We start from the raw sequence: 24,209 nt of genomic DNA, 5'->3' as shown, positions 1-24,209 counted from the left end.
ACCCTCGACATTCTCTACAAAGATGTAGCTCCTCTGGAGCAATTCAGTTTCGATATTCTCTACTCTACCTTCGACACTCGCTCACCTACTCTACCCCTGTGCGTTTAAAACGAACGAACTGACGTGTTCCAAAATCGACTTGTGCCTTTCCAATACAAGAAGGCGTTGACGAGCAAAATTGCACATTAATTCGTTCACGATAAATCAGTCCCACGCCCGCTGCGTATGTTTCAATACGTTTATCCTGATTCACCAGTGTTGAGTCATTTTGTTGAACTACCGTTACCGTTCTATCAAAAGCTGTTCCTCCGATTTTTATCGACTTATTTACTTCTTTTAATAAATACTCATCTTCTCCCAAATTGTTGTAAACATTCCCATTCCAAGTGCGTTTTTCTGCAAGAGGGAACACCATTTTTACGTATTCTCGACCACTTTCGTTGCGGACAACATAGTCGATTTTTAATCGTACTGTAAACGTAGAATCTGGAATCCAAGGCTGGCCTTCCAATGTCCGACGGAAACGGGCAATACGATGTACTTTATCCCCCGCAGGATCAAGGTAAGTTTCGGCCACCTTTTCTCTCCATTGAAACGCCCGAACCACGGCTGGGCGTCCAAGAGCTACTTCTTCTTCGTTTACGTCATATTCCACAAATCGCCCTACCTCCAGTGGAAAAAATTCACTACCTTTCAACGGCGTAGCACAATCATTGCAAGGTGAACTGCAAGAATTTATCCCAAAAGTCAAAACTATGCCTATCAAAGTCCAGTTTATTAAAGAAAAGTGTCTTAACAAAATGGTCACACAAAAATCCCAATAAACACGCTTCATTGTTCTATTTTCGTTTTAGTTTACCTCAAAAGACCAATATTAGAATTGAGTTAGAATTAACGAATATCGGAACAAATATAACGGTCTATTGCTTTTTCAACTATCAACCCATCCAAGAAAACGCATGAATTCGCAGTATATACGGCAAATTGTAGAACAACTTGCTATTTCGACTGGGCAACCCGTTGTAACCCACCGAACGACCTACGACCAAGTCGAGCAGACGTCTTCATATTCAGGAACAGATATACATCGGTTTATTGAAGACCTCCACCGAAGCGCTCGGCTCAACAACCTAACGTTGGTGGTGAATTGTTTGCCCAAAGACCAGTTTGTTTCGTTTATCGAATCAGCAACCCACCCAGTGCTTTACTTTGAGAAGCATAGTTTGGGCCTCACCCCTGTCATTGTAGGCAAAGATGATCAAGGCGTCCCCATTCTTTGGAGCCCCATCATCGAAAACCGTCCTCGCCATACCACAGCAGAAGTATTATCTCCTTTGGTGTTTGAAAACCAATCTGACACTTCTAAAAACGGACAAGTATTGTATATCACCGCTTTTCCGATGCAGCCTCTGGTGAGCGACGACAGCACATTAAGCCAAACTGAGAACGAAATTCTCAGCCCTGTACAGCGGCTAATTCGTCTGTTGCGTAACGAAAGCAAAGACATAGGTTACATCTATTTTTATGCCGTGGTGGTCGGTCTAATTAGCCTCGTGTTACCATTAGGCGTACAAGCTATCTTTAGTTTGGTTTCGAGTGGTTCTGTGTTTAGTTCCGTCTATGTGCTAATGGGCTTGGTTGTACTGGGACTTATCGGAAGTGGGATTATGCAAATCATCCAAGTGTCGCTGGTAGAAACCCTTCAAATGCGAATCTTTGCCAAAGCAGCGTTTGAGTTTACGTACCGTGTACCACGTTTGAAATACGAAGCCCTCCGCCAAGACAATCCTACGGAGCTTATGAACCGTTTTTTCGACGTACTGACCATCCAAAAATCGCTTCCTAAGTTTTTGATAGAGCTCACTGCTGCTTTATTACAAATCATTTTTGGGTTACTTTTACTTTCGTTTTACCACCCTTTCTTTATTGCTTTTAGCTTATTTGTCATTCTAATCTTCCTTGCCATTATCCGAATTAACGGACGCAAAGGACTAGAAACCAGCATTAAAGAATCAAAATACAAATACCGCGTTGTGGCCTGGCTCGAAGGAATGGCCAGTACACTATTTTCATTTAAAACCGCAGGCTCAACCCACCTACCCATTCAGCGCATGGACGGGCTCGTGACCAATTACCTCACCTACCGAAACAAGCACTTCAAAATTTTAAAAGGATTTTACTACTATTCGTTGGCCTTTAAGGTAGTTGTCATCGGTGGTTTATTGATTCTGGGAACGTACTTACTTGTCAACCGCCAAATTTCGTTAGGCCAGTTTGTTGCTTCCGAAATCGTCATTGTGTTGTTGACAGCTGCCGTTGAAAAACTACTGTTGAGTATCGATGTGGTTTTTGACCTCCTTACAGCAGTCGATAAACTAGGATATGTTTCTGATTTAACGTTGGAAAAAGAAGGTGGTTTGCGTTTCTCAGCTACGCAGTTTCCCAAAGGGCTTGAACTTAAAACACGGCAGTTGAGCTACACCTATCCCGACGCTTCTAGCCCTGCTATCAAAGAAATTTCGATGGATATAAAGCCTGGAGAGCGGATTTGTTTGACAGGGCAAAATGGTTCGGGAAAACATACACTTTTAAAATTGCTTTCGGGCATCCTTACCGAGTATGAAGGAAGCCTTATTTATAATGGTGTTTCTATGCGGGACTTAGACATCACTACCCTGCGTAATTACCTGAGCATGAACTTTCCCAACCAAGAAATTTTCGACGGAACTATTCTCGAAAATTTGACCATGGGGCGCGCAGGCATCACGTTGGAGCGTGTTATGGATGCCCTAGAAAAGCTACACCTTACCGAAGAAATTGCCCAATTGCCCGATGGCCTTGCCACCTCAATCATCTCGGGTGGGCGCCATTTCTCGTTGAGTTTTGTGACCAAAATTGCCCTAGCTCGTTGTTTGCTTACTCAGCCTAAATTGCTCTTATATACCGATGCCCTTCGGCAAATAGAACGCAGCGAACGGATTAGAATCATTGAATTCTTGACAGATCCTGCTCACAATTGGACGCTTGTGGTACTTTCCAACGACCCCGCATTTATGGGAGCCTGCGACCGCGTGGTGGTCTTGGAAGAAGGCCAAATTCTCGCCGAAGGCCCCTACAAAACTGTATTAAAGCACGTTGCAACGCTCGAAAACTAAGACCATGCTCAATATATCAAAACAGCGGGTCAATGTACCTGCCATCGAAAATGAAGTCAATTCACTTCATACCCTCCATTCCCCAAAAACCGCCAGGATTGTTTATCGCTGGATTTTGGGTATCGTCATTGTTTTAATTCTGGTGATGTTTTTGCCTTGGCAACAAAACATCAATGGGAAAGGCTACGTAACCGCCCTGACCCCCAAAGACCGTCCCCAAAATATTCAGAATGCCGTAGCGGGACAAATTCAGCAATGGCATGTTCGAGAAGGCGACTACGTCAAAAAAGGAGATACGCTTGTCACTATTTCGGAAGTTAAAGATGATTATTTTGACCCGCAAATACTAATCCGAACTCAAGAGCAAATTCAGGCCAAGCAAGAGGCTATCAATGCTTACAAAACCAAAATTCAAGCCACTGATTCGCAAATTTCATCGTTGCGACAAGGGCTTCAACTGAGCCTTGAAAAAACGCGCAACAAGTTGCTCCAGGCCCGTCTTAAAGTAAAAAGCGATAGTGCCGATTTCATCGCTATCAATCGGGGTTTTGAGATTACTAAAGAGCGCCTCGAACGTGGGGAAGCCATGTACAAAGATGGGACGATTTCGTTGGTGGACTTGGAAAGCCGTCGGGTAAAGTTTCAAGAAGACCAAGCAAAATTTGTATCACAAAGTCAAAAATTGGCCATTTCGCGCAATGAACTCATTAATGCACGCATTGAGCTCAGTTCGGTTGAGGTTGACTACCAAAAAGACATTGCCAAGTCGTTTTCCGACCGCAGTACAGCACTTTCAAGCCTCGCTGATGGTGAGTCTGAGTTGTCGAAACTTAAAAACAAATACGAAAATATCCGAATCCGCCGCGAACAATATATAATCCACGCTCCACAAGATGGGTACATCATCAAAACCCTTAAAGCAGGTATTGGGGAAACCATAAAAGAGGGGGAGTCTATTGTTACGCTCCAACCCGATAAGCCTGATTTGGCGGTAGAATTGTACATCAAAGCCATGGATTTATCGCTCATCAAACCTGGACGCCACGTTCGACTCGAATTTGATGGGTGGCCAGCTTTGCAGTTTTCGGGTTGGCCAGGTACATCAGTAGGTACATTTGGCGGAACGGTAGCGATTGTTGATCGCGTCAATAGCAAAAATGGTGAGTACCGCCTCCTAATCAAATCAGACCATGAAGGCAATGAAAACGACAAATGGCCTGATCAACTCCGCATTGGCTCTGGTGTCAACGGCTTTGTAATGCTCAAAGATGTGCCTATCTGGTGGGAAGTTTGGCGTCAGCTCAATGGTTTCCCGCCCGACTACCTCAATGATATTTTGCCTGCGGAAGAGAAGGAGAAAAAATAAAAAGTGTAAATCGATGAAATTCGTCATAAAGTTACTTGTCGTACTACCCTGCTATGTAGGTTTTTTACCTACTTGGGCGCAGACCGACACAGCTAAGGTCTTTTCTTACCGCGATTTTTATGAGTTGGTGGCCAAAAACCACCCCGTATTGCGGCAAGCAAGCAACCTTTCTGACCAAGCCAAAGCTGAGTTAATGATGGCCAAAGGAAGCTTTGACCCAAAGTTAGAAGCCAACTTTGACCGCAAATATTTTGAGAACAAAGCCTATTTTAATTTTTGGGACAACCAACTTAAAGTCCCACTCTACTGGGGAGGAATTGATGTAAAAGCAGGGTTTGAAAGAAATGTAGGTGACGTGCTTGGAACGGATATTCGTACGCCATTGGACGGGCTAAGTTACATCGGCATTACGGTTCCAGTCTTGCAGCGATTTGTCATTGATGAACGCCGCGCTACGCTTCAAAATGCCCGTTTGTTTCAAAACATGGCCGAGGTAGAGCGTGTAAAATTGGTCAATAAACTAATACTTTCAGCTGCCAAAGAATACTGGACGTGGTACTTTGCCTACCGAAATTACGCCCTTGTCAAAGAGTTTCATGATTTGGCCCTTCAACGATATGATTTGGTCAAAAAACGCGTGGCACAGGGAGATTTACCCGCCGTAGATACCGCCGACGCCCAAGTGACGCTCATCGATCGACGAATTATGCTCGAGCAAGCCTACGTGGATTTTCAAAACGCCCGACTCATTTTGTCAAATTATTTATGGGATGACAACAACGGCCCTCGTGAGTTGCCCAGCAATGCAATCCCTCAGCTCACTCCTGCCCAACGCATTGATAATAATACACTTACGCAATTTCTGGACATGGCACGCCAAAGACATCCCGAAATTCAAAAGTTAGACATCAAAACTCAGCAATTACGCATCGATGAGCGACTAGGTCGTGAAATGCTCAAGCCCAAATTTGACATTGGGCTATCATCCCTCAACTACACCCATCGCTTCATTACTGGGCTAGAAATCCCCAAATCGACGGGGCCTTTCCCGCCTTTTTACAAACTAAATGTAGATTTTTCGATGCCGTTGCTTTTCCGCAAAGAGCGTGGTAAGCTGGAAACCATCCGCATCAAACAAGCCCAAAATAACCTCGAACTACAACAAGTGCGCCGCGAAATTAACAACGATATTCAAACAGCTTACAATGAAGTCATTAACCTAGAAAAACAAATCCAAAGCCAACAAATTGCCATCGAACGCCAAGCACAAGTATTACAAGCCGACGAACAACGTTTTGCCATTGGAGAAACCCAATTGCTTCAACTAAACATGCGCGAGTCGAAACTCAATGAACTGAAAGTGAAGCTCGAATCCATGAAATCGAAGTACGAAAAAGCCAAAGCTACGCTTTTATTTTCAGCAGGTTTGAGTGAGTGGTAAACACGAAAAGGTAACTCGCTACTAATTATTGAAAAAATCGTTATAAAAACCCTCGCCCGAAATGCCTAATTTTGGGGTTTGATTAAACACTTTCCCTAGTGGGTGGGCTCTTCTAACGATGAAAAATTACATAAAACACGACCCTTGGTGCATTATCGAGGAAGGATTTTATCCTGAATACAACGAAATCACCGAAAGTCTTACCAGCCTTGGCAACGGCCGAATGGGCCAACGAGGCAACTTTGAAGAACAATTTTCGGGCAAAACACTACTCGGAAACTACGTCGCTGGCGTTTTTTATCCCGATAAAACCCGCGTAGGTTGGTGGAAAAACGGCTATCCGCGCTATTTTGCCAAAGTACTCAATGCTTGCAATTGGATTGGTATCAACGTTGACATCGAGGGAGAAACGCTCGACTTGGCAACCTGCACCGTTTCTGATTACTCGCGTGTGCTCAACATGAGAGAGGGTATTTTGGAACGTACGTTCGTTGCTACCCTCACCAGCGGCAAACAGGTACGTGTTCAAGCTCAGCGTTTTTGCAGCATCGTTGACGACGAAGCGGGAGCGATTCGCTATTCGGTGACGCCGCTTAACTTCGACGGCACCATCACCCTGACGCCTTCGCTTGATGGCGATATTAGCAACAAAGACTCCAATTATGGCGAGAAGTTTTGGGACGAAATTCACAAAGAGACCGCTTTCGGAGAAGCTTATCTTGAAATGCGTACAAAAGACACCCCGTTCAAAACGGAGTTGTTCAACGTATGTACAGGAATGAAAATTGACATCACGATCAACGGAGAAAGTGTTGATTTTCAAAACAAACCTGTTAAGTCTGAAAAATACGTTGCGTGTGAGATTGAGCTAAAAGCCAAAGCCAACGAAGAAATTACGTTGTACAAATATGCCGTTAACTTGGCTTCGCTGAACCACGCACTTGAAGACCTTCTCCCCAATGCCAAAGCCTACATCGCACGCATTTCGGCCAAAGGTTTTGAACAAATGAAGGCCGAACAGGCGCAAGCGTGGGCAGAACGCTGGGCTCAAAATGACATTGTTATTGAGGGAGACTCGGACAGCCGCACTGATGCGGCTCAGCAGGGGATTCGTTTCAATATTTTCCAACTCGAACAAACCTACACGGGCGAAGACGCTCGCCTCAACATTGGCCCTAAAGGCTTTACGGGAGAAAAATACGGCGGAAGTACCTACTGGGATACCGAGGCGTATTGCTTGCCATTTTATCTCGCAACGGCTGACCAAAAAGTAGCGCGTAATCTGTTGGTGTACCGCCATAAACACCTTCAAAAAGCCATTGAAAATGCCGCAATGCTGGGCTTCGACAACGGGGCGGCGTTGTACCCAATGGTGACCATGACGGGTGAAGAATGCCACAATGAATGGGAAATCACGTTTGAGGAAATCCACCGTAACGGCGCGATTGCCTACGCTATCCACGATTACATCCGCCACACGGGCGACGAAGGGTATTTAGCTGAGTATGGGCTAGATGTGTTGGTAGGAATCGCTCGTTTTTGGGCACAACGTGTCAACTGGTCGGCAGACAAGAAAAAGTACGTGATGCTGGGCGTGACAGGGCCTAACGAATACGAAAACAACGTCAACAACAACTGGTACACCAACTACCTAGCGGCTTGGTGCTTGCGCTATACGTTATCAGCGATTAGCAGTTTGCAGTCAGCGGTTGGTGGAGAACAGCCTGCGGTGTTGGGCACATTGAGTGAGGCAGAATTGGCTAAATGGCAGCATATTGTGGACAATATGTACTACCCTTATGATGCTGAACGGCAGGTATTTTTGCAGCAAGATGGATTCTTGGACAAAGAACTTTTGACCGTTGACGACATTAAAGAACACCGTCCTATCAACCAAAAATGGTCGTGGGATCGCATTTTACGGAGTTGTTTTATCAAACAGGCCGATGTATTACAAGGGCTTTATTTCTTTGAAGAAGAGTTTGATACCGAAACCATCCGTCGCAATTTTGACTTCTACGAGCCGATGACCGTGCATGAGTCGTCGTTGTCGCCTTGCGTACACGTGATTCAGGCCGCGAAATTGGGTTACAACGAAAAAGCGTACGAAATGTACCTTCGTACTTCCCGCCTCGACCTCGACGATTACAATAACGACACCGAAGACGGCCTTCACATCACGAGTATGGCAGGAACTTGGATGTCGGTCATTAAAGGTTTTGCAGGAATGCGCATCAAAGATGGTAAACTGGCCTTTACCCCATTTTTGCCCGAACAATGGAAAGGCTATTCGTTCCGCATTGGTTTCCGTGGACAAGTAGTACGCGTAGCCGTACGCCCCAACGAAGTGGAAGTGGAGAACCTTTCAACGCAGCCGTTGAGTCTTGTCATTAACGGTACCGAAATCACCGTTGCTGCGCAGGCTACGGGGGTAGTGAAAGGGTAAAAGAAAAATATTACTTTCAAAAAGCGGGGTCTGGCGACTCCGCTTTTTTTGTACTCCAACTTGAGTCTATCTTCGATATACAAGCCTCGGAGAGGCGAAATATTTGTAGGAGAGCGAAATGAACATACAAGCGGTGGAAATAGATGCCTACGGCATGACAAAATGGGCTATCCTTATTTTTCCGACCCACAGCTTTTTTGGGCTTTCTCCATTCCCTCCCTATCTTTGGTTTTCAAACACTATCTTGAAAATCAGCATGAAAAATCTAAGTTTCATTGGGCTGCTCCTGTTGGGCATAACTACCCAAGCCCAAACACTATTGACGCCCGAACAGCTCTGGAAATTAGGGCGCGTGAGTGGGAAGGGCATTTCTAAAGACGGAAAATCGGTCATTTATAGCGTCAGTACACCCAATATCGACGAAAACAAAAGTAGTAGTAAAACCTACGTTGTCCCCATCGGCGGCGGCAACGCCTCGCTCGTCACCAACGTGGACGAGTTACTTGTCAATCCCAAAATTTCGCCCGACGGGAAGTTCAAAATCAGCAGTGAAGAAGTAAAAGTGATGAAAGTGACGGGTAAAGATGCCTACCCTCAGCTCGCCAAAAGTAACGTCCTTATTTATGACCAGCTCAATTATCGCCACTGGGACGAATGGGAAGACGGTAAATTTGGACACGTGATGCTCACGCCTATAGGGGGCGGAGCTGCCAAAGACCTGATGGAAGGCGAACCCCACGATTGTCCGCTCAAACCCGACGGCGGTGACGAAGATTTTGTGTGGAGCCACGACGGGAAAAAGGTTGTATATGTAACCAAGAAAAAATTCGGAACGGCCTACGCAATCAGTACCAATACCGATTTATATGCGTACGATTTAGCCACAGGCACAACGACCAACCTCACCGAAGACAATAAAGGCTATGACCTTCAGCCTGCGTTTAACCGACAAGGGCAACTCGCGTGGCTTCAAATGAAACGCGACGGCTATGAGTCTGACAAACAGAACATTATTGTAAGCAACGGTATAACCAAAATGAACCTCACCGCCCAGCGCGACGACTTACACGTGGATGGTTTTAAGTGGAGCGAAGATGGACGTAGCTTGTTTTTTACGGCAGCTACCAACGGTACCTCACAGCTCTTTCAGGTGACGTACCCTGGTTTGACCAAAATGATGCCCATCATTACCCAAATTACCAAGGGGGATTTTGACGTAAATGGAATCATCGGACAAAGCGGAAATACACTCGTGGTAAGTCGTGCGGATATGAACCACGCCAGCGAACTCTACACCGTGAACATTTCGGATGGCGCTATGACGCAGCTGACCCACGTCAACGACGCTACTTACGCTACTTTGGGGATGTGCAAAACCGAACGTCGTTTTGTTAAAACCGTGGACGGGAAAAGTATGTTGGTATGGGTGATTTATCCTCCCAATTTTGATAAAAACAAAAAATACCCTGCCTTGCTTTACTGCCAAGGAGGCCCTCAAAGCGCTTTAACGCAGTTTTATTCGTTTCGTTGGAATTTTCAATTGATGGCATCCAATGGATATATCGTTGTGGCACCTAATCGACGTGGCATGCCTGGACACGGCACTAAATGGAATGAGCAAATCAGCAAAGACCACGGTGGCATTGTGATGCAAGACTACTTAGCGGCCATCGACGATGTGAGTAAGGAGCCGTTTGTCGATAAAAATCGGCTAGGTTGCGTGGGGGCAAGTTACGGAGGTTATTCTGCGTTTATGCTGGCAGGAATGCACAACAACCGTTTCAAAACCTTCATTGCCCACGATGGCATCTTTGATTTTCGTAGTATGTACGGCACGACCGAAGAGCTTTGGTTTCCGAATTTTGACTACGGCGGGCCGTACTGGGACACCAAAAATGCAGCAGCGCAAAAATCGTACGCTCAATTTTCACCCAGCAATTTTGTGGCAAAATGGAACACGCCTATCTTAATTTTTCACGGTGAAAAAGACTACCGCGTTCCGCTTGAGCAAGGCTTGCAAGCATTTCAAGCGGTGCAGCTGAGGGGTATCAAAAGCCGTTTGGTGGTGTTGCCCGACGAAAATCACTGGGTGCTTCACGCCCAAAACGCCCAAGTTTGGCAGAAAGAATTTTATCGATGGTTGAAAGAGACGTTGTAAGGTAATTAAAAGAACTGAACCCCCTATGAATAATACCCGAGTGTATAAAATGGCTTTTGCGGGCGTGTATCCGCATTATATTCAGAAAGTTGAGAAAAAAGGACGTACGAAAGAAGAACTGCACCAAATCATCCATTGGCTAACGGGCTATGACGAAATGGCACTCCAAAAAGTGCTCGAAGAACGGGTGGATTTTGAAACGTTTTTTGCGCAGGCACCCCTTATGAACCCCAACGCTCATAAAATTACGGGGGTTATTTGTGGGTACCGAATCGAAGACATTGAAGACCCTTTGATGCAAAAAATTCGCTACCTTGACAAACTGGTGGACGAACTGGCGAAGGGAAAAGCCATGGAGAAGATTTTGCGAAAATAGAAATTTGTCCCTCATTATTAAGCACTTCGACAGTGCCGTCATAAAAACCCCTGACAGGAATTGTTCTTGTCAGGGGGGATTATTTTTCAACTTTGCCCTGTCCTAGAATAAGGATACATAAAAGGTATCATAAAAATGAAAGGACAACCCAAACTACAATTTGGGTCAAAATCAGTTTCGCGTCTCTGACGCAGCAGTCACTCGTCGCTTCTGGGCATAAGCCAGTACAAAGAATCCCATCAAAATAGCAGGTAAACTGAGCCATTGCCCCATATTTACAACCATCTCATTTTCAAAATCTTCCTGTGGATTTTTAAGAAATTCGACCATAAAACGAAAGCCAAAAAGCAACACCAAAAACAACCCCAAAATAGTTCCTTGTGGCAGTACTTGCCTTTTTTGTTTCCATAAATAAAAAGTCAATGCGAATAAAAATAGGCAGAAAACGGCTTCGTAGAGTTGGGTAGGATGACGAGGAACGAGGGGCAATAAGCGAAAGTCGGTTTCGTGGACAAACACAAACCCCCAAGGCACGTCCGTAGGTTTGCCGTAAATTTCGGAATTGAACAAATTTCCAGTTCGAATCAAAGCTCCACCCAACGCAACCGCAATGACTACCCGATCGGCCAACCATAAAAACGAAGGATTGCCTGCCTTCTGACTATAAAGAATCAAAGCCAACACAATGGAAATAATAGCCCCGTGGCTGGCCAAGCCGAAGAAAGGTAGGCTGATTAACGACAATAACCATTCCTTGGGTTGGGAAAAAAGAAGCTCCCATTCATAAAACAAATAATGCCCCAAACGAGCGCCGATGACGGTGGCAACTGCCACATAAATCAACAAAGAATCGGCTTTGACAGCATCCACTTTTTCGGTTTGAAAAATGAAGGCAATCAGCGATTTCCCTACCAAAAAGCTAAAAGCAAACAACAAACTGTACCAATGAATCGGGAAAGTCTTTCCCAAAAAGTCAATAGTGATGAGGTCGGGATGAATATCCCAAATGATATATACCAACATGCGAAAAAGAGGTTATGAGTTTAACAACCAGAAGTAATGCCCATCAGAAAACAACTCACGCAAAAGTGGAGCAAAGGCCGTTGGACTCTTTGGTACCAAAGCACTGGTGCGGGGCGGGTTTGGATGAGTTGCGAAAGCTCCGAAACACTCCACTCCGACTGGTCGTTTACCTGCGTTTTGTAAGACTCCCACAGTGGTTTTAATTCATCTAAATTCATGGCCATTGGTTTTTAAAAGCCGTTCGAGTTTTACTTTAATTCGATTGATTCTGGTACTGACATTGGTGCGGCTCAAGGTCAAAATACTTGCGATTTCGTCGTAGCTATATTCTTCCAAATAAAGCGTAATAATGGCCTTATCCAAATCGGAAAGTTGCTCAATCGCCCCGTAAAGTTCTTGGGTAGCCTGCGTTAGTTCAAGTGAACTTGTTGCCTCCGAAATCTGATACACATCGTCCGAATAAGGTTCATTTTTTGGGCGCGACTTATCCTTTCTCAACTTCGTAAAGATGGTATTAAGCGCAATTCGGTAAATCCAAGTAGATTCTTTGGACTGGTGTTTAAACGAAGGAAATGACTTCCAAAGTTGAAGAACGATTTCCTGAAACATGTCTTTTCGGTCTTCGCTTTGGGAAAAATAGAGACTGCAAAGGCTATGAATTAGCTTTTGCTGGGTAGTTATTAGCCGTAAAAATTCTTCCTGCAACGAAACTTTTGCCACAACAATAAAGGCTTAATGTGTTTTGAAGTATTAGTTGCAGGAAGTGCTATAAAAGTCACACGTTGTCAAAAATATTTACGTGTGCTCCTCCGATTTATATCTAATTTTTAGGTTCGAGCAGTCCCATTCCTTCCATCCACGCTTGGCAACCGTCGGGCCAGTGTTTGACTGAGCCTTTTTGTTTTTTGCCCAAACCAAAACCATGACCACCGTTTTCATAGACCAAAATCGAAGCAGGAATTTTATATTTTCTTAGGGCATCGTAGTACATCAAGCTGTTTTCAACGGGTACACCTTTGTCGTCGGTGGCATGTACCAAAAGCGTAGGTGGCGTTTTGTCGCTCACTTGCTTTTCGCTAGAGTAATATTCCAATTGCTCAGGTGACGGGTTTTTACCCAACAACAACTCAAACGAACCTGCGTGTTTGAAAGGCCCCGAACTAATAACAGGATAGATTAAAATTGAGAAATTGGGCTTGCATATTTCGGCATTGGAAAGGTTTTTCAAGCCTGTCATCGAGGTAGCAGACTGCCAATGCGTACTTACCGTTGAGGCCAAATGCCCTCCTGCGGAAAAGCCCATGATGCCAATGCGATTGGGGTCAACTTTGTACTTGGTAGCATTGCTACGCACCAATTGCATGGCTTTAAGCGCATCTTGGAGCGCTACTTCGTGTTTGTTGGCCCAAAGAGCATCGTCGGGTAAGCGGTATTTTAACACAAAAGCCGTTACCCCAAAACTATTAAACCACTGCGCCACGTCCACACCCTCGTGGCCAGAGGCTTCGATGCGATAACCACCGCCTGGGCAAATTACCACGGCTGCTCCCGTCGGCTTTTCGGGCATATAGACCGACAGCGTGGGTAGCACAATGTTGCTAATGCGCAAAACTCCGTCATTTCCGACTTCGATTTTTTCCTGAATGCTACGATTTTTTAGGTCATTGGGAATTTGTCCATCGGGCCAAAGAGGAATGACGGTTTGAGAACGCGACATAGTACAACTGAAAAAGAGAGCTATAAGACCAAAAACAAAACGCAAAGATAAGGCGGATTTCATGGGGTTCGTGTTTTTTTCATTCGAGTTTAATATAGCTCTAAGTTTATTTTAGTACGATTTCTACTCATGTGTAACAAATATCACGCTTTCAGCCTGTTTTCTTCCTGACCTTTGTACCATACATTCACAATCTTAAACATCTCAAAGCCATGTTTAGCTTTTTTAAAACCAAGAAAAATTACGAAAACGTAAACGCTTCTACATTCAAACAATTACTATCAGAAACGCCTAATGCCGTAATAATCGACGTACGAACAGCCGCTGAAGTTCGTTCAGGAGCCATCAAAGGAGCAACGAACATCGACCTAATGAGAATGGATTTTCAGCAAAACATTGCTAAATTGGACAAAAATAAAACTTATTTTGTTTACTGTCGGAGTGGCAATCGCAGTGGACAAGCCTGCCAACTGATGGGCGACATGGGTTTTGAAAAAGTCTATAATCTCTCGGGTGGAATGATGGGTTGGCCTTATTAAGCAAATTTGCAAGGGAGAAAAAGGCAAGAAGCAAAAAGAGAGAAATTACATTTTTTATTAAAAAATAATCGAATGCTAACGGTACTTGAAAATTGGAACCTAATGCGAATTTTACGCATGGGTATGGGCCTTTGGCTCATTTACTCGGCTTTCGCTGATCATCAACCACTTTTAGGATTGATGGGAGGTTTGTTTGCCCTTCAGGCCGCATTAAATGTCGGTTGTTGTGGCGGGGGAGGTTGTGCTTCGCCAAATCTTCGTCAGTCGTCAACATCATTAAACGATGAACCTGTTTATGAAGAAGTTAAGTAATTTCAACTGGGCTTGGATTGGCGCAGGCGCTGGAGCCATTGTTGGCTATTGGTATTGGAAAGAAATTGGGTGTGTCACTGGTACTTGCCCCATTAAATCGCAGTGGCAAACCATGGTGCCGTATGGTACGCTTATGGGGTATTTGGGTACGGATTTGCTCCAATCTTTCTTTAAACCAAAGGAATAAAGTTTACTATTTTTCAGATTAGTTTTTATACGAAACAGCCCGTCGGCAATGCTGACGGGCTGTTTTTTTCTTCTTACTCAACGTTATGAAAACTATCTTTTGTCAATCGGATGCTCGTTGGGGTTGCGAGCAACCCCAACGCACAATTGAGCACCCCCGATGCACGATTACTTCTTGATTTTACGCGTCGTAAATGGTACGCAAAGTTGATCTGAGCAGCAATTTGTACCCGCTTGGATGATGATTGGGCAACATCCTCCCGTTGGACATCCACCGTTGATGGCAGTGTAGGTATAATTTCCTACGGCATCCAACAATACCACGTGCTGCCCCGCCAGAGCTGTCAATTCTTGACCATCTTTGAACCATTTCACGCCCGTGTAGTTGGTTCCAATACTCACTTCTACTTTGCTTCCACTACACAATGGAATTGGCACTGTAAAACACTGACGATCTAAATCGTCTTCGGCGTCTTGGTTGTTGTCTGGGGTTGAATCCACGTCTTTTTCACCTGCCGACGTAATTTCGGCCTTGTTGAAGTACAAACCAGGTTGCAACACTTTTACGCGGTAAGTGAGCGTTACGGTATCGCCGTTGGCTGCAACATTTCCAATCGTCCAATTTATCACATTGCCCGTGAGGGTAGCAGCCCCTCGATTTGTGACAAAACTATTGGCAACATATTGCACTGCCGTTGGCAATGTATCCGTCACCACTACGTTGGTAGCTGCATTGGCTGACTGGTTATAGACTTTAATCGTATAAGTCAGCTCCTCGCCCACTTGAGCGATTTTCTTGCTGATCAACTTTTTCAAGGCCAAGTCAATTTCTACCAAGCAGTTTTGCGCCGTCACCGTTACAGGAATTCGTTCACTTACTTCTCCTGCACACGTTCCGTTGGTACTACGGGCTTGTACATAAAACGTGACCGTTCCTGTGACATTTCCTGCGGGTTTGAAGCTCGTTGTATTCACTGCTACTGGTGCTCCGCCCGTTGGCAACGTAAACCAGTCAATTGTTGCCTGACCGATGACAGTTGCTTTAAGCGTTGGGAAAGTATCGTTCAAACAAGCAGTTACACTTGAAGCCAATACGGCTGGATTAGACGGCACACAACCACAATTAGGCTGCGCATAAGTAGTGGTAGCCGAGCAGTTAGAAGCACTAAACGAAGCTGTTACTGTCTGGTTACCTGCCCCCGTCAAACCTGTTAATGAGAACGACATTGGGCTTGTAAAAGGTGCGCTGAAGGTCAACGTTTTGCCAGCCGCTACGATGGTCAACGTACCTGTTGTGGGGGCGCTCACAAAATTCACTATCCCATTCAATGTATAACTACCCGTTGTTGTGTTACACAACGTTCCTTCTACGGATACGTTAATGGCGCATTGTTGGGTAGTTGAGCAGTTCTGCGGTGCTTTGTAAGTAGCGTTAGCGCTACAAATCGACGTTGCCGAGAAGCTTACTTTTACTTGATGCTGCGCTCCGTCACTTACCAATCCTGCGATTGAGTATGTTTGAGTAGGGCTAAACGGTGCTGTAAATACTTGCGTTTTTCCGCCTACTGATACGGTCATTGTACCTGTTGTGGGGGCATTGCTTACCGTCACTGTTCCACTCACGCTGTAGGTGTTGGTTGCTGCCACACAACTACCTGGCGTTGCCGTAATCGCAACCCCGCATTCATTAGCACGGCAGTTGACAGGAGCGGTATAAGTTGCCGATCCTACACAACCAGCATCTGCACTAAATTTCACCGTTACTACGTGGCTCGAACCATCACTCATCAAGTTTTTGATGTTATAAGCTTGAGGACTTGTAAATGGTGCCGTAAACACTTGGCTTTGCCCATCTACCGTCACCGTCATTGTACCTGTTGTTGGCGCATTTGAGAAACTCACACTGCCGTTCAGCTCGTACAAACCTGTGGCTGCGACACAAGCCGTTGGCACTGCTGTGAGGGTTGTCGTACATGGATTTGTTTTACAGTTTGCGGGAGCCGAATAAGTCAATGATGACTTACAAGCACCATCTGCCGAGAATGCGGCTGTAACAACCTGCGCCTGACCGTCGGCTGGCAACCCTGATAATGTGTAATTAATAGGGCTTGTAAATGGTGCATTAAACACTTGCTCAACACTTCCGACACTCACTACCAATGTTCCAGAAGTTGGCGGGTTACTGAATGTCAATTTACCCGTTAACGAGTAAGTGCCTGTGGCTGGTACGCAACTTCCTGGAGCTGCTGTCATGCTCATTGTACACGCTACAGGTTCTTCGATACAAGTAGGAACAATGATTTGCACCGTATCTCTACACGTTTGTCCGCCTCCTGTGATTGCGTAAACAAACTTATACGTACCTGCGGTTGACATTCCTGATACGGCATTTCCTGACACGGTCGCTACTGCTGGGTTAGTACCCATAACACTCCAAACACCACCTGCTGTAATCGGCGCAAGGGTTGCAGTCGTTGGAGCAACACCACCGCTTCCACATACCAAGGTTTGGTCATTTCCTGCATTCGGTTTAGTACAAACCGCACAAGGCTGAACAATCACCGCTACTGTGTCTTTACAACCCGCCGCTGTGGTATAGATAAACTGATACGTCCCTGCGACCGTCATGCCTGATACACTGTTGCCCGAAATCGTCGCTGCCACTGGTGTAGTGCCCAACTGTGCCCACGTTCCCCCCGCTGGACTTGGCGACAAGGTCGCGCTCGTTGTCAGCGTATTCGTCGATGGATTCGCACAAGCCAATACTTGGTCTTGACCCGCACTTGGTTTGGCATTCACCGTCACCACCACTTGCGCTGTGTCTTTACAGCCTGCCGCGTTTTGCGCTACCAAAATATACGTCGTTGTTGAGGTAGGTTTCACCGACGATGGCGTGGTTACTACCGTGCCATTCGCTGTACTCAACGTCCACACTGGGCTCAACAACGATGCGTAACCTGTAATCTTTGAAATCAAATCCACCGACTCGCCTGCACATATCGTAGCACTGCCATCAGCTATCACTGGCTTGGCTTTTACTTCTACTTGTGCCGTGTCCGTACACGTTTGTCCGCCCGAAGTTACAGAATACACATATTTGTAAATACCTGCCGAAACCAGTCCCGTAATGTTACCGTTGGCATCTATGCTCGTCACCGCTGGGTTGGCTGGGCTACCAATCGGTGCCCACGTGCCGCCAGCTGTCGCTGCTGTCAATTTTGCCGTACTCGTTGGTTGGCATAACGAAGCAGCATCTGGCCCCGCGTTTGGTTTTACACAACCTGCACAAGGCTGAACAATCACTGCTACCGTGTCTTTACAACCCGCCGCTGTGGTATAGATAAACTGATACGTCCCTGCAACCGTCATGCCTGATACACTGTTGCCCGAAATCGTCGCTGCCACTGGCGTAGTGCCCAACTGTGCCCACGTTCCCCCCGCTGGACTTGGCGACAAGGTCGCGCTCGTTGTCAACGTGTTCGTCGATGGATTCGCACAAGCCAACACCTGGTCTTGACCCGCACTTGGTTTGGCATTCACCGTCACCACCACTTGCGCTGTGTCTTTGCAACCTGCCGCGTTTTGCGCTACCAAAATATACGTCGTTGTTGAGGTAGGTTTCACCGACGATGGCGTGGTTACTACCGTGCCATTCGCTGTACTCAACGTCCACACTGGGCTCAACAACGATGCGTAACCTGTAATCTTTGAAATCAAATCCACCGACTCGCCTGCACATATCGTAGCACTGCCATCAGCTATCACTGGCTTGGCTTTTACTTCTACTTGTGCCGTGTCCGTACACGTTTGTCCGCCCGAAGTTACAGAGTACACATATTTGTAAATACCTGCCGAAACCAGTCCCGTAATGTTACCGTTGGCATCTATGCTCGTCACCGCTGGGTTGGCTGGGCTACCAATCGGTGCCCACGTGCCGCCAGCTGTCGCTGCTGTCAATTTTGCCGTACTCGTTGGTTGGCATAACGAAGCAGCATCTGGACCCGCGTTTGGTTTTACACAACCTGCACAAGGCTGAACAATCACCGCTACCGTGTCTTTGCAACCCGCCGCTGTGGTATAGATAAACTGATACGTCCCTGCGACCGTCATGCCTGATACACTGTTGCCCGAAATCGTCGCTGCCACTGGTGTAGTGCCCAACTGTGCCCACGCTCCCCCCGCTGGACTTGGCGACAAGGTCGCGCTCGTTGTCAGCGTATTCGTCGATGGGTTCGCACAAGCCAACACTTGGTCTTGACCCGCACTTGGTTTGGCATTCACCGTAATTGAGTGACTGGCACTTGCCGAACAGTTGGTCGTTGCATCCGTATAGCTGTAACTAAAGGTCAAGCTTGTGATATTAAATCCTGGGTTCAACGTTAGCGTACTTCCATTTTGGGTTGCTGCTCCCACAGGGAATCCTGAAGGAAGCGTAAATGTTCCACCAGCTGGTGACCCAGTAAATGTCACTGGCAGGTTCGTTTCACAAACCGTCGTTGGTCCCGAGATTGTTACGACTGGACGCGCTTTTACCGTAATCTCAGCACTGTCTTTTTGCGTACAGCCGCTTGTAGTTTGTGTATAATAAATGTAGAATGTTCTTGGTGCAGTGGCAGAAAGCTGCGTCAACGCGGTGGTAGTATTCACTGTTGCACCCGTTCCTGTATCCGTCACGCCAGGGCCTGTCCAAGTACCGTTGGTAGTTGCTGGGTCTGGGTAGGTCACTTCAGCTCCTACGCATACATTGGCTGCGGCGAAGTTCTGTGGCGTTGGCTTTGGATTAACTATTAATTGTACAAAAGCTGTATCCGAACAAGTTGTATTTCCTGTCGTATTGACAATCACCGCAAAATACTTCGTACCTGCGATGGTCAGCGCCGTACCTGTTGGAGTAAAACTGGCGTTGGTTTGACCTGAGATAGCCGTTCCTAACGCCCCCGTTGTATCAGTCAATGGCCCGAACCACTTGTACTCTACGCCCGTACTTGGGGTTGCCGCATAAGCCGAAGCCGTTGCTCCCGAGCAAATGGTTTGGGTTTTAGGACTCACTGCTGCAACTGGTTTAGTACAGGTGGGGGCACAAACAGGTGCTGTTATTTGCAAAGTATCTTTACACCCATTCAACGTATAAACAAAGCCATAGCTTTTTCCTTGGGCGTCGGCGTTGGTGATAGTCACTAAGCCTGCGCTGCTCACGGTCATTCCCGCTGGGTTGGCGGCCAAGGCTGTCCACGTACCATTGGCAGGTGCTCCTGTCAGTTGAACGGTGGCTGGTAAGCTACCATTGTTACACGCCAAGGTTTGGTCAGGCCCTGCATTTGGTTTGATATTGATGGTATCTTTATCAGATTCGGTAGCAGCACCGATGCTGCTAAATGCAGTAAACGTTCCACTTCCTGCTGGGTCTTCTTTGGCCTCGTACAAGTCAAAATCATCTTTTGCTTCTACAATAAACTTATCCCCTGTATAATTGGCAGGAACTTGAATTTTTACTTTAAAAATCCAATCTGGGAAGTCACAATTTACGTCATTTTGCCCCAAAGCAGAACAAGGCTTACGCGCGGTGTTTACAGGGTCAGCTTCATCTAAAATATTTGACGTATTACGGCCACCATCAGCCCCACTTTGATCTGTAACTTGCTGAATAGTAAGCCCCACTGGCGGACTGAAAGGATCAAAAGCCGCTCCACCATTTAACAACGGAGAGGTAATACGCATGTTTCGCGCTTCAAAACGGCGCTTTGGCAGCGTAATCGTCTGTCCACCCACAACAACCGTCCCAGGATTTTGAGCAGCATCCTCGTCGATGAGTAAACGTGCAATCAAATCAGCCTCTACAAACTCTCCTGGTTTGACGCAGTCATTGGTAATTTCTACGTCCATGTTGACACCCGCTGTAAACAACAAGTCAGCATTCCCCGCCTTGATGGTATCAGTCCCACACAATCCTTTGGCCAGCCCGCAAATCAAGAAAACATCGCCTGGATTGTAGGGGGTATTAGCCAACGTAGCAGTAAACAACCACGATTCGAGCGGTTGCATGATGCCATCGTTGTTGACATCACCACTTTTCGTGACGGTCAGTACCGTAGGTGCGCCTACCGTTCCTTTAAATAGTTTGTATGTACCTTCAAAAGTTATGTTTGATAGTGGCGAAGAGCCATTATTAACCACCCCAAACGTAATGGCGACAATGTCGTTTTGCGTACGGATGCTTTGTGGAGCTAAGACAATACCCACTGCCATTTTAGCCGCTGAGCACACATCGCCTACTTTTACAACCGCAGGGTCTGCATCATCTTCGTCGCTCAAGGCATTGGTTTCAGTAGGGTTTCCTGTTCCATTGCCATAAATACTATCGTCGCTTGGGGTTCGTTCTTTCCCTCCCGCATCGTTGGCTGGATTATCGTCTGGCGTGCTGTCAATGTCTGTTCCACCCGTAGCGGCACTAATTTCCGAACGGTTGATTAAATCGCCCGTTGCCGTATTTTCTACCACTAAGCTAATTGACAAAGTAGTATCACGACCTGCTTTTAACAATGGTAATGGCGTAATCAGCGTTGCTTTACCTGCTGCTGCCGTCCATTGGGTGCTTGTCGGAAGGCTCATTCCAGTTGGAATATAATCCGTGACTTGGATATTGGTCGCATCTACCGTTCCTTGATTAAAGAGGCTAATCTTGTAGTTAACCGTTGCTCCTAGGGTCACTATAGAATCTTGTCCTGGGGCGAGGGTTTTGCGCAAGGCCAAGTCAAATATCGGACTAGGAACTACTTTCAAGCACGCTTCCGCAATATCTTCATTTCCCGTCATCACCATAATGGTTCCGTTGCTTACTTCACCAGTCATGGCATTCATCGGAATGGTATTACAATAGTCGCCTGCCGTAGCGCTGGTAACAGGGACAGTGATGGTACACGTTCCTGGCGCTATCGTTGACCCCGACGTCAAACCTACTTCATTGGTGCTGCTGAAAGTACTGATTGTCGCACAAGTTCCCGTAGCAACTCCCGCCAGTACTACCCCCGCTGGCAATTCGTCTTTAAAATTTTGCCCAAGCGTAATGGCCGTACTGTTACGGTTTTCAATGGTGATGGTCAGGATACTATTTTGGTTGGTTTGTACCATTGCTGGCGCAAACGCTTTTTTAAGCAACGGTGCGGCGATGTAGGCATTTTTAAATTCAATACATGCTTCGGTGGTGTCTATCGTGCTACAAGAGCTAGTTTGAAGTGCCCCTGGCACTAATTTATTACAATAAATCCCCTCCGCTGGCACAATCACATCTACCTGAATCTGCGTCAGACCTGGTGGTAGCGACGTTCCGTTGGGGATAAAAATTATGTTGCTTCCTGCTGCCGCAATCACTGGTGTTGCATTGTTTACACTTACATTGGGCGTAGCAGCAACGGTCATTTGGGCTGGACTGCTTGGAAGATTATCCACAAAGGTAGAGGTCAACGTAATTGGCGTTGTCTCGTTGTTGTTAATCTTGAGTGTCAAACGAACAGGAGTACCAGGTTTCGCCGACGATGGGCTAAACTCCTTCGTAATGGTTGGAACGTTTGGCCCTGTCACGGTGATGGTGGCGCAATCGTCGTCGTCTTCGTTCAAAGCAGCTTCATTGCCTGGGGTTGAATCTGGGTCATTCAACGGGGAAGCCGTATTTACCCACGCACAGTTGGTAAATGTTCCTGCTTTTGTGGCTTTGGTCGTAATGGTCAGCGTCACCGAGGCATTGGCCGCCAAGCTCGGAATAAGCCATCCTCCGATGGGATTGTAGGTAGTTCCAGCAGCAGGATTGCTACTTAATACCAATAATTCAAGCGGCATATTGTCCACTACTTGAACATTGGTAGCCGTCATCGTTCCCTCATTGGTAAGTGTCAATGTCCACACAAAATTTGAGCTGACGGGACACGTCACACCATTGGTTGGGTTGACGGTTTTAGTCAACTTTAAATCAATGAAAGTCGGGGCTTTACAAACTTCGTAAGTTGCTAAGTCGTCTTCCGTTGTATTATTATTATTAGGGGTGGAATTGGGGTCAGCTTGGTCTGCTGACATCACTTGCACCACCATTTTTTTACATCCGCAATCGGTTTCTGCAAGAGTTACAGGGAAATCTTGGTAACAATCGTTAGACCCGTTAAACACCCGCACGGTATATAATTGATTTCCATTCGGGTTGGGTAAATTACTAAAGGAATAAGCTCCGCCCGTCAGGGTTTGTGCCGAAGCGTAAGCTGTTCCCGTATATGTCCCCCCCAACGAAATCCCGACTTTATCTCCGTTTGTTACCCCCGAGAGGGCGATACTGGCGTTGCTGTTGGAGCTTGTTCCTGTACAGGTCGCTGGTGTTGGCGTCAAGGTAGCGGTAGGTTTAGTACACGTACCCGAAGGGCAACTGGTTGGATTAAGCACTACCTGTAAATCAGTGGTACAGCCTCCTGAGTTAAATACCCGAACCGTATAGGTGGTCGCCGAAGCGGGGTTAGGCAAGGTACTAGCAATGACACCACCCGCTGGAATCGCCGTGGCAGTAGCGTATGTTAGTGACCCAGTATAGGTATTCCCAACCACATAATCGTATTTATCGGTTGCCCCGAAATTCGATAAAGTTATTTTCCCATCGTTGTTTGGGCTCGTAGCGCCACAAGTCGCAGGGGTGATGGCAGCTACGGGCACTGGTCCGCCGCCGCCGCAAGTGCCGTTGAGGCAAATATCATCATATCCTACGGTAGGACCCACTCTTACTGAGCCCCAGCTTCCAGTCTCAATAAGCCTATGGACAAGCCCAAAAACGACCGTCCAAGTTACTTCCGACGAGCCGTCCGAAGTAAAATCTGCGGTAGTGGGAAATGAAAACGTAAAGGGAGTTCCGTTGACGTTGGACGCTGCTACATTTTGGGTTTGGTTATAGACCAATACCCCGTTACGGTACACACCCACGCCTTGTTTTTCGTAAGGAATAGAAGTTCCATTGTATTGTTTTTGGATAAGTTTGACCGAAAAGCTAGTAAGAGAACCCGATTTCCCCGCTGGCAACTTATACTCTACATAGATATTTCCGCCTATTTCAGGCTTAAATACCGTTTCTGAGGGAGACCACCCCTCCGAGACGGCATAAATATTAGTACCAGGGCGCCAGTAACCCGACAAACAAAGCGCATTGGCGAAGTCGTTGGTGTTACTAAAACCTTTAGATCCCAAAAGTGCTTGTCCACAACCACTGTTGGTATTGGGACAAAAAGTATTTTTGTTTTGGGCAAGTATTGGCACAGTTTGTTTGTACGACCACCCTTTGGTAGAAGGGACAGCACCATTACACTGAGCTGTTCCCGAATTAAAATCCCACTTGGCGAGTACCGAAGGGGCGGAAGTGTTGCATTGTGCATGAACCTGCGTGGAAATCATCCCACACATGATTCCTAGGGCTACGATGAGCGTAAATAACTTTTTCATCCGATGGTTGAGTTTCAGAAATATG

The 24,209-nt window shown here is 46.4% G+C and carries 15 protein-coding genes; 9 read left to right on the top strand and 6 right to left on the bottom strand.

Annotated elements, in window-relative coordinates; genetic code table 11:
- Positions 1–85: 85 nt before the first annotated feature.
- Positions 86–766 carry a hypothetical protein gene (locus AC23P2_RS21270; protein ID WP_487775070.1) on the bottom strand — a complete coding sequence of 227 codons (681 nt, stop codon included), beginning with the start codon at positions 764–766 and terminating at the stop codon, positions 86–88.
- A 193-nt stretch (positions 767–959) separates the two neighbouring features.
- On the opposite strand from AC23P2_RS21270, the gene AC23P2_RS21265 reads away from it, so the two are divergent.
- From AC23P2_RS21265 to AC23P2_RS21240, 6 genes are all read left to right on the top strand, one after another.
- Positions 960–3,155, top strand: coding sequence for a peptidase domain-containing ABC transporter (locus tag AC23P2_RS21265; RefSeq protein WP_487775069.1), 2,196 nt, complete (start codon positions 960–962; stop codon positions 3,153–3,155).
- A 4-nt stretch (positions 3,156–3,159) separates the two neighbouring features.
- On the top strand, positions 3,160–4,521 hold the full coding sequence (locus AC23P2_RS21260) for an HlyD family secretion protein (protein ID WP_487775068.1): 1,362 nt from the start codon (positions 3,160–3,162) through the stop codon (positions 4,519–4,521).
- 13 nt (positions 4,522–4,534) lie between these two features.
- Positions 4,535–5,962: a TolC family protein gene (locus AC23P2_RS21255; RefSeq protein WP_487775067.1), complete on the top strand. Its 1,428-nt coding sequence runs from the start codon at positions 4,535–4,537 to the stop codon at positions 5,960–5,962.
- Positions 5,963–6,080: 118 nt separating this feature from the next.
- Positions 6,081–8,408 (top strand): glycoside hydrolase family 65 protein, encoded by a 2,328-nt coding sequence (locus tag AC23P2_RS21250; protein WP_487775066.1) that lies wholly within the window; start codon positions 6,081–6,083, stop codon positions 8,406–8,408.
- 118 nt (positions 8,409–8,526) lie between these two features.
- A complete protein-coding gene (locus tag AC23P2_RS21245; protein WP_487775065.1) occupies positions 8,527–10,566 on the top strand; it encodes a S9 family peptidase in 2,040 nt (679 codons plus the stop codon).
- Between the two features lie 25 nt (positions 10,567–10,591).
- Positions 10,592–10,942: a DUF2200 domain-containing protein gene (locus AC23P2_RS21240; protein WP_487775064.1), complete on the top strand. Its 351-nt coding sequence runs from the start codon at positions 10,592–10,594 to the stop codon at positions 10,940–10,942.
- A gap of 171 nt (positions 10,943–11,113) precedes the next feature.
- Here AC23P2_RS21240 and lgt read toward each other — a convergent pair whose 3' ends face one another.
- The 4 genes from lgt to AC23P2_RS21220 all read right to left on the bottom strand — a co-directional run bounded on the left by lgt (position 11,114) and on the right by AC23P2_RS21220 (position 13,682).
- The gene (lgt, locus tag AC23P2_RS21235) at positions 11,114–11,965 is read right to left on the bottom strand and encodes a prolipoprotein diacylglyceryl transferase (protein ID WP_487775063.1); all 852 of its coding nucleotides are present in this window, start codon (positions 11,963–11,965) and stop codon (positions 11,114–11,116) included.
- Positions 11,966–11,985: 20 nt separating this feature from the next.
- Positions 11,986–12,183, bottom strand: a complete 198-nt coding sequence (locus AC23P2_RS21230) for a hypothetical protein (RefSeq protein ID WP_487775062.1) — start codon at positions 12,181–12,183, stop codon at positions 11,986–11,988.
- Complete coding sequence (locus AC23P2_RS21225; RefSeq protein WP_487775061.1) at positions 12,170–12,685, bottom strand: RNA polymerase sigma factor; 516 nt, start codon at positions 12,683–12,685, stop codon at positions 12,170–12,172. The genes AC23P2_RS21230 and AC23P2_RS21225 overlap by 14 nt, the downstream gene beginning before the upstream one ends.
- Positions 12,686–12,785: 100 nt before the next feature.
- Entirely contained in the window at positions 12,786–13,682 is an 897-nt protein-coding gene (locus tag AC23P2_RS21220; RefSeq protein ID WP_487775060.1) for an alpha/beta hydrolase, read from the bottom strand.
- Between the two features lie 212 nt (positions 13,683–13,894).
- Here AC23P2_RS21220 and AC23P2_RS21215 point away from each other — a divergent pair, with 212 nt between their 5' ends.
- The 3 genes from AC23P2_RS21215 (at position 13,895) to AC23P2_RS21205 (ending at position 14,720) form a co-directional block, all read left to right on the top strand.
- On the top strand, positions 13,895–14,221 hold the full coding sequence (locus AC23P2_RS21215; protein WP_487775059.1) for a rhodanese-like domain-containing protein: 327 nt from the start codon (positions 13,895–13,897) through the stop codon (positions 14,219–14,221).
- 72 nt (positions 14,222–14,293) lie between these two features.
- Positions 14,294–14,533: a hypothetical protein gene (locus AC23P2_RS21210; RefSeq protein ID WP_487775058.1), complete on the top strand. Its 240-nt coding sequence runs from the start codon at positions 14,294–14,296 to the stop codon at positions 14,531–14,533.
- Entirely contained in the window at positions 14,517–14,720 is a 204-nt protein-coding gene (locus tag AC23P2_RS21205; protein ID WP_487775057.1) for a DUF6132 family protein, read from the top strand. The genes AC23P2_RS21210 and AC23P2_RS21205 overlap by 17 nt, the downstream gene beginning before the upstream one ends.
- Positions 14,721–14,887: 167 nt before the next feature.
- Here the strand turns inward: AC23P2_RS21205 and AC23P2_RS21200 are convergent, their stop codons facing one another.
- The gene (locus AC23P2_RS21200; RefSeq protein WP_487775056.1) at positions 14,888–24,184 is read right to left on the bottom strand and encodes a DUF7933 domain-containing protein; all 9,297 of its coding nucleotides are present in this window, start codon (positions 24,182–24,184) and stop codon (positions 14,888–14,890) included.
- Positions 24,185–24,209 lie beyond the last annotated feature (25 nt).

The sequence above is a fragment of the Runella sp. R0.1_18 genome (genome assembly GCF_057652155.1).
Note: the sequence above shows the minus strand (reverse complement) of the source record. Positions and strands in the feature narration are given on the sequence as shown.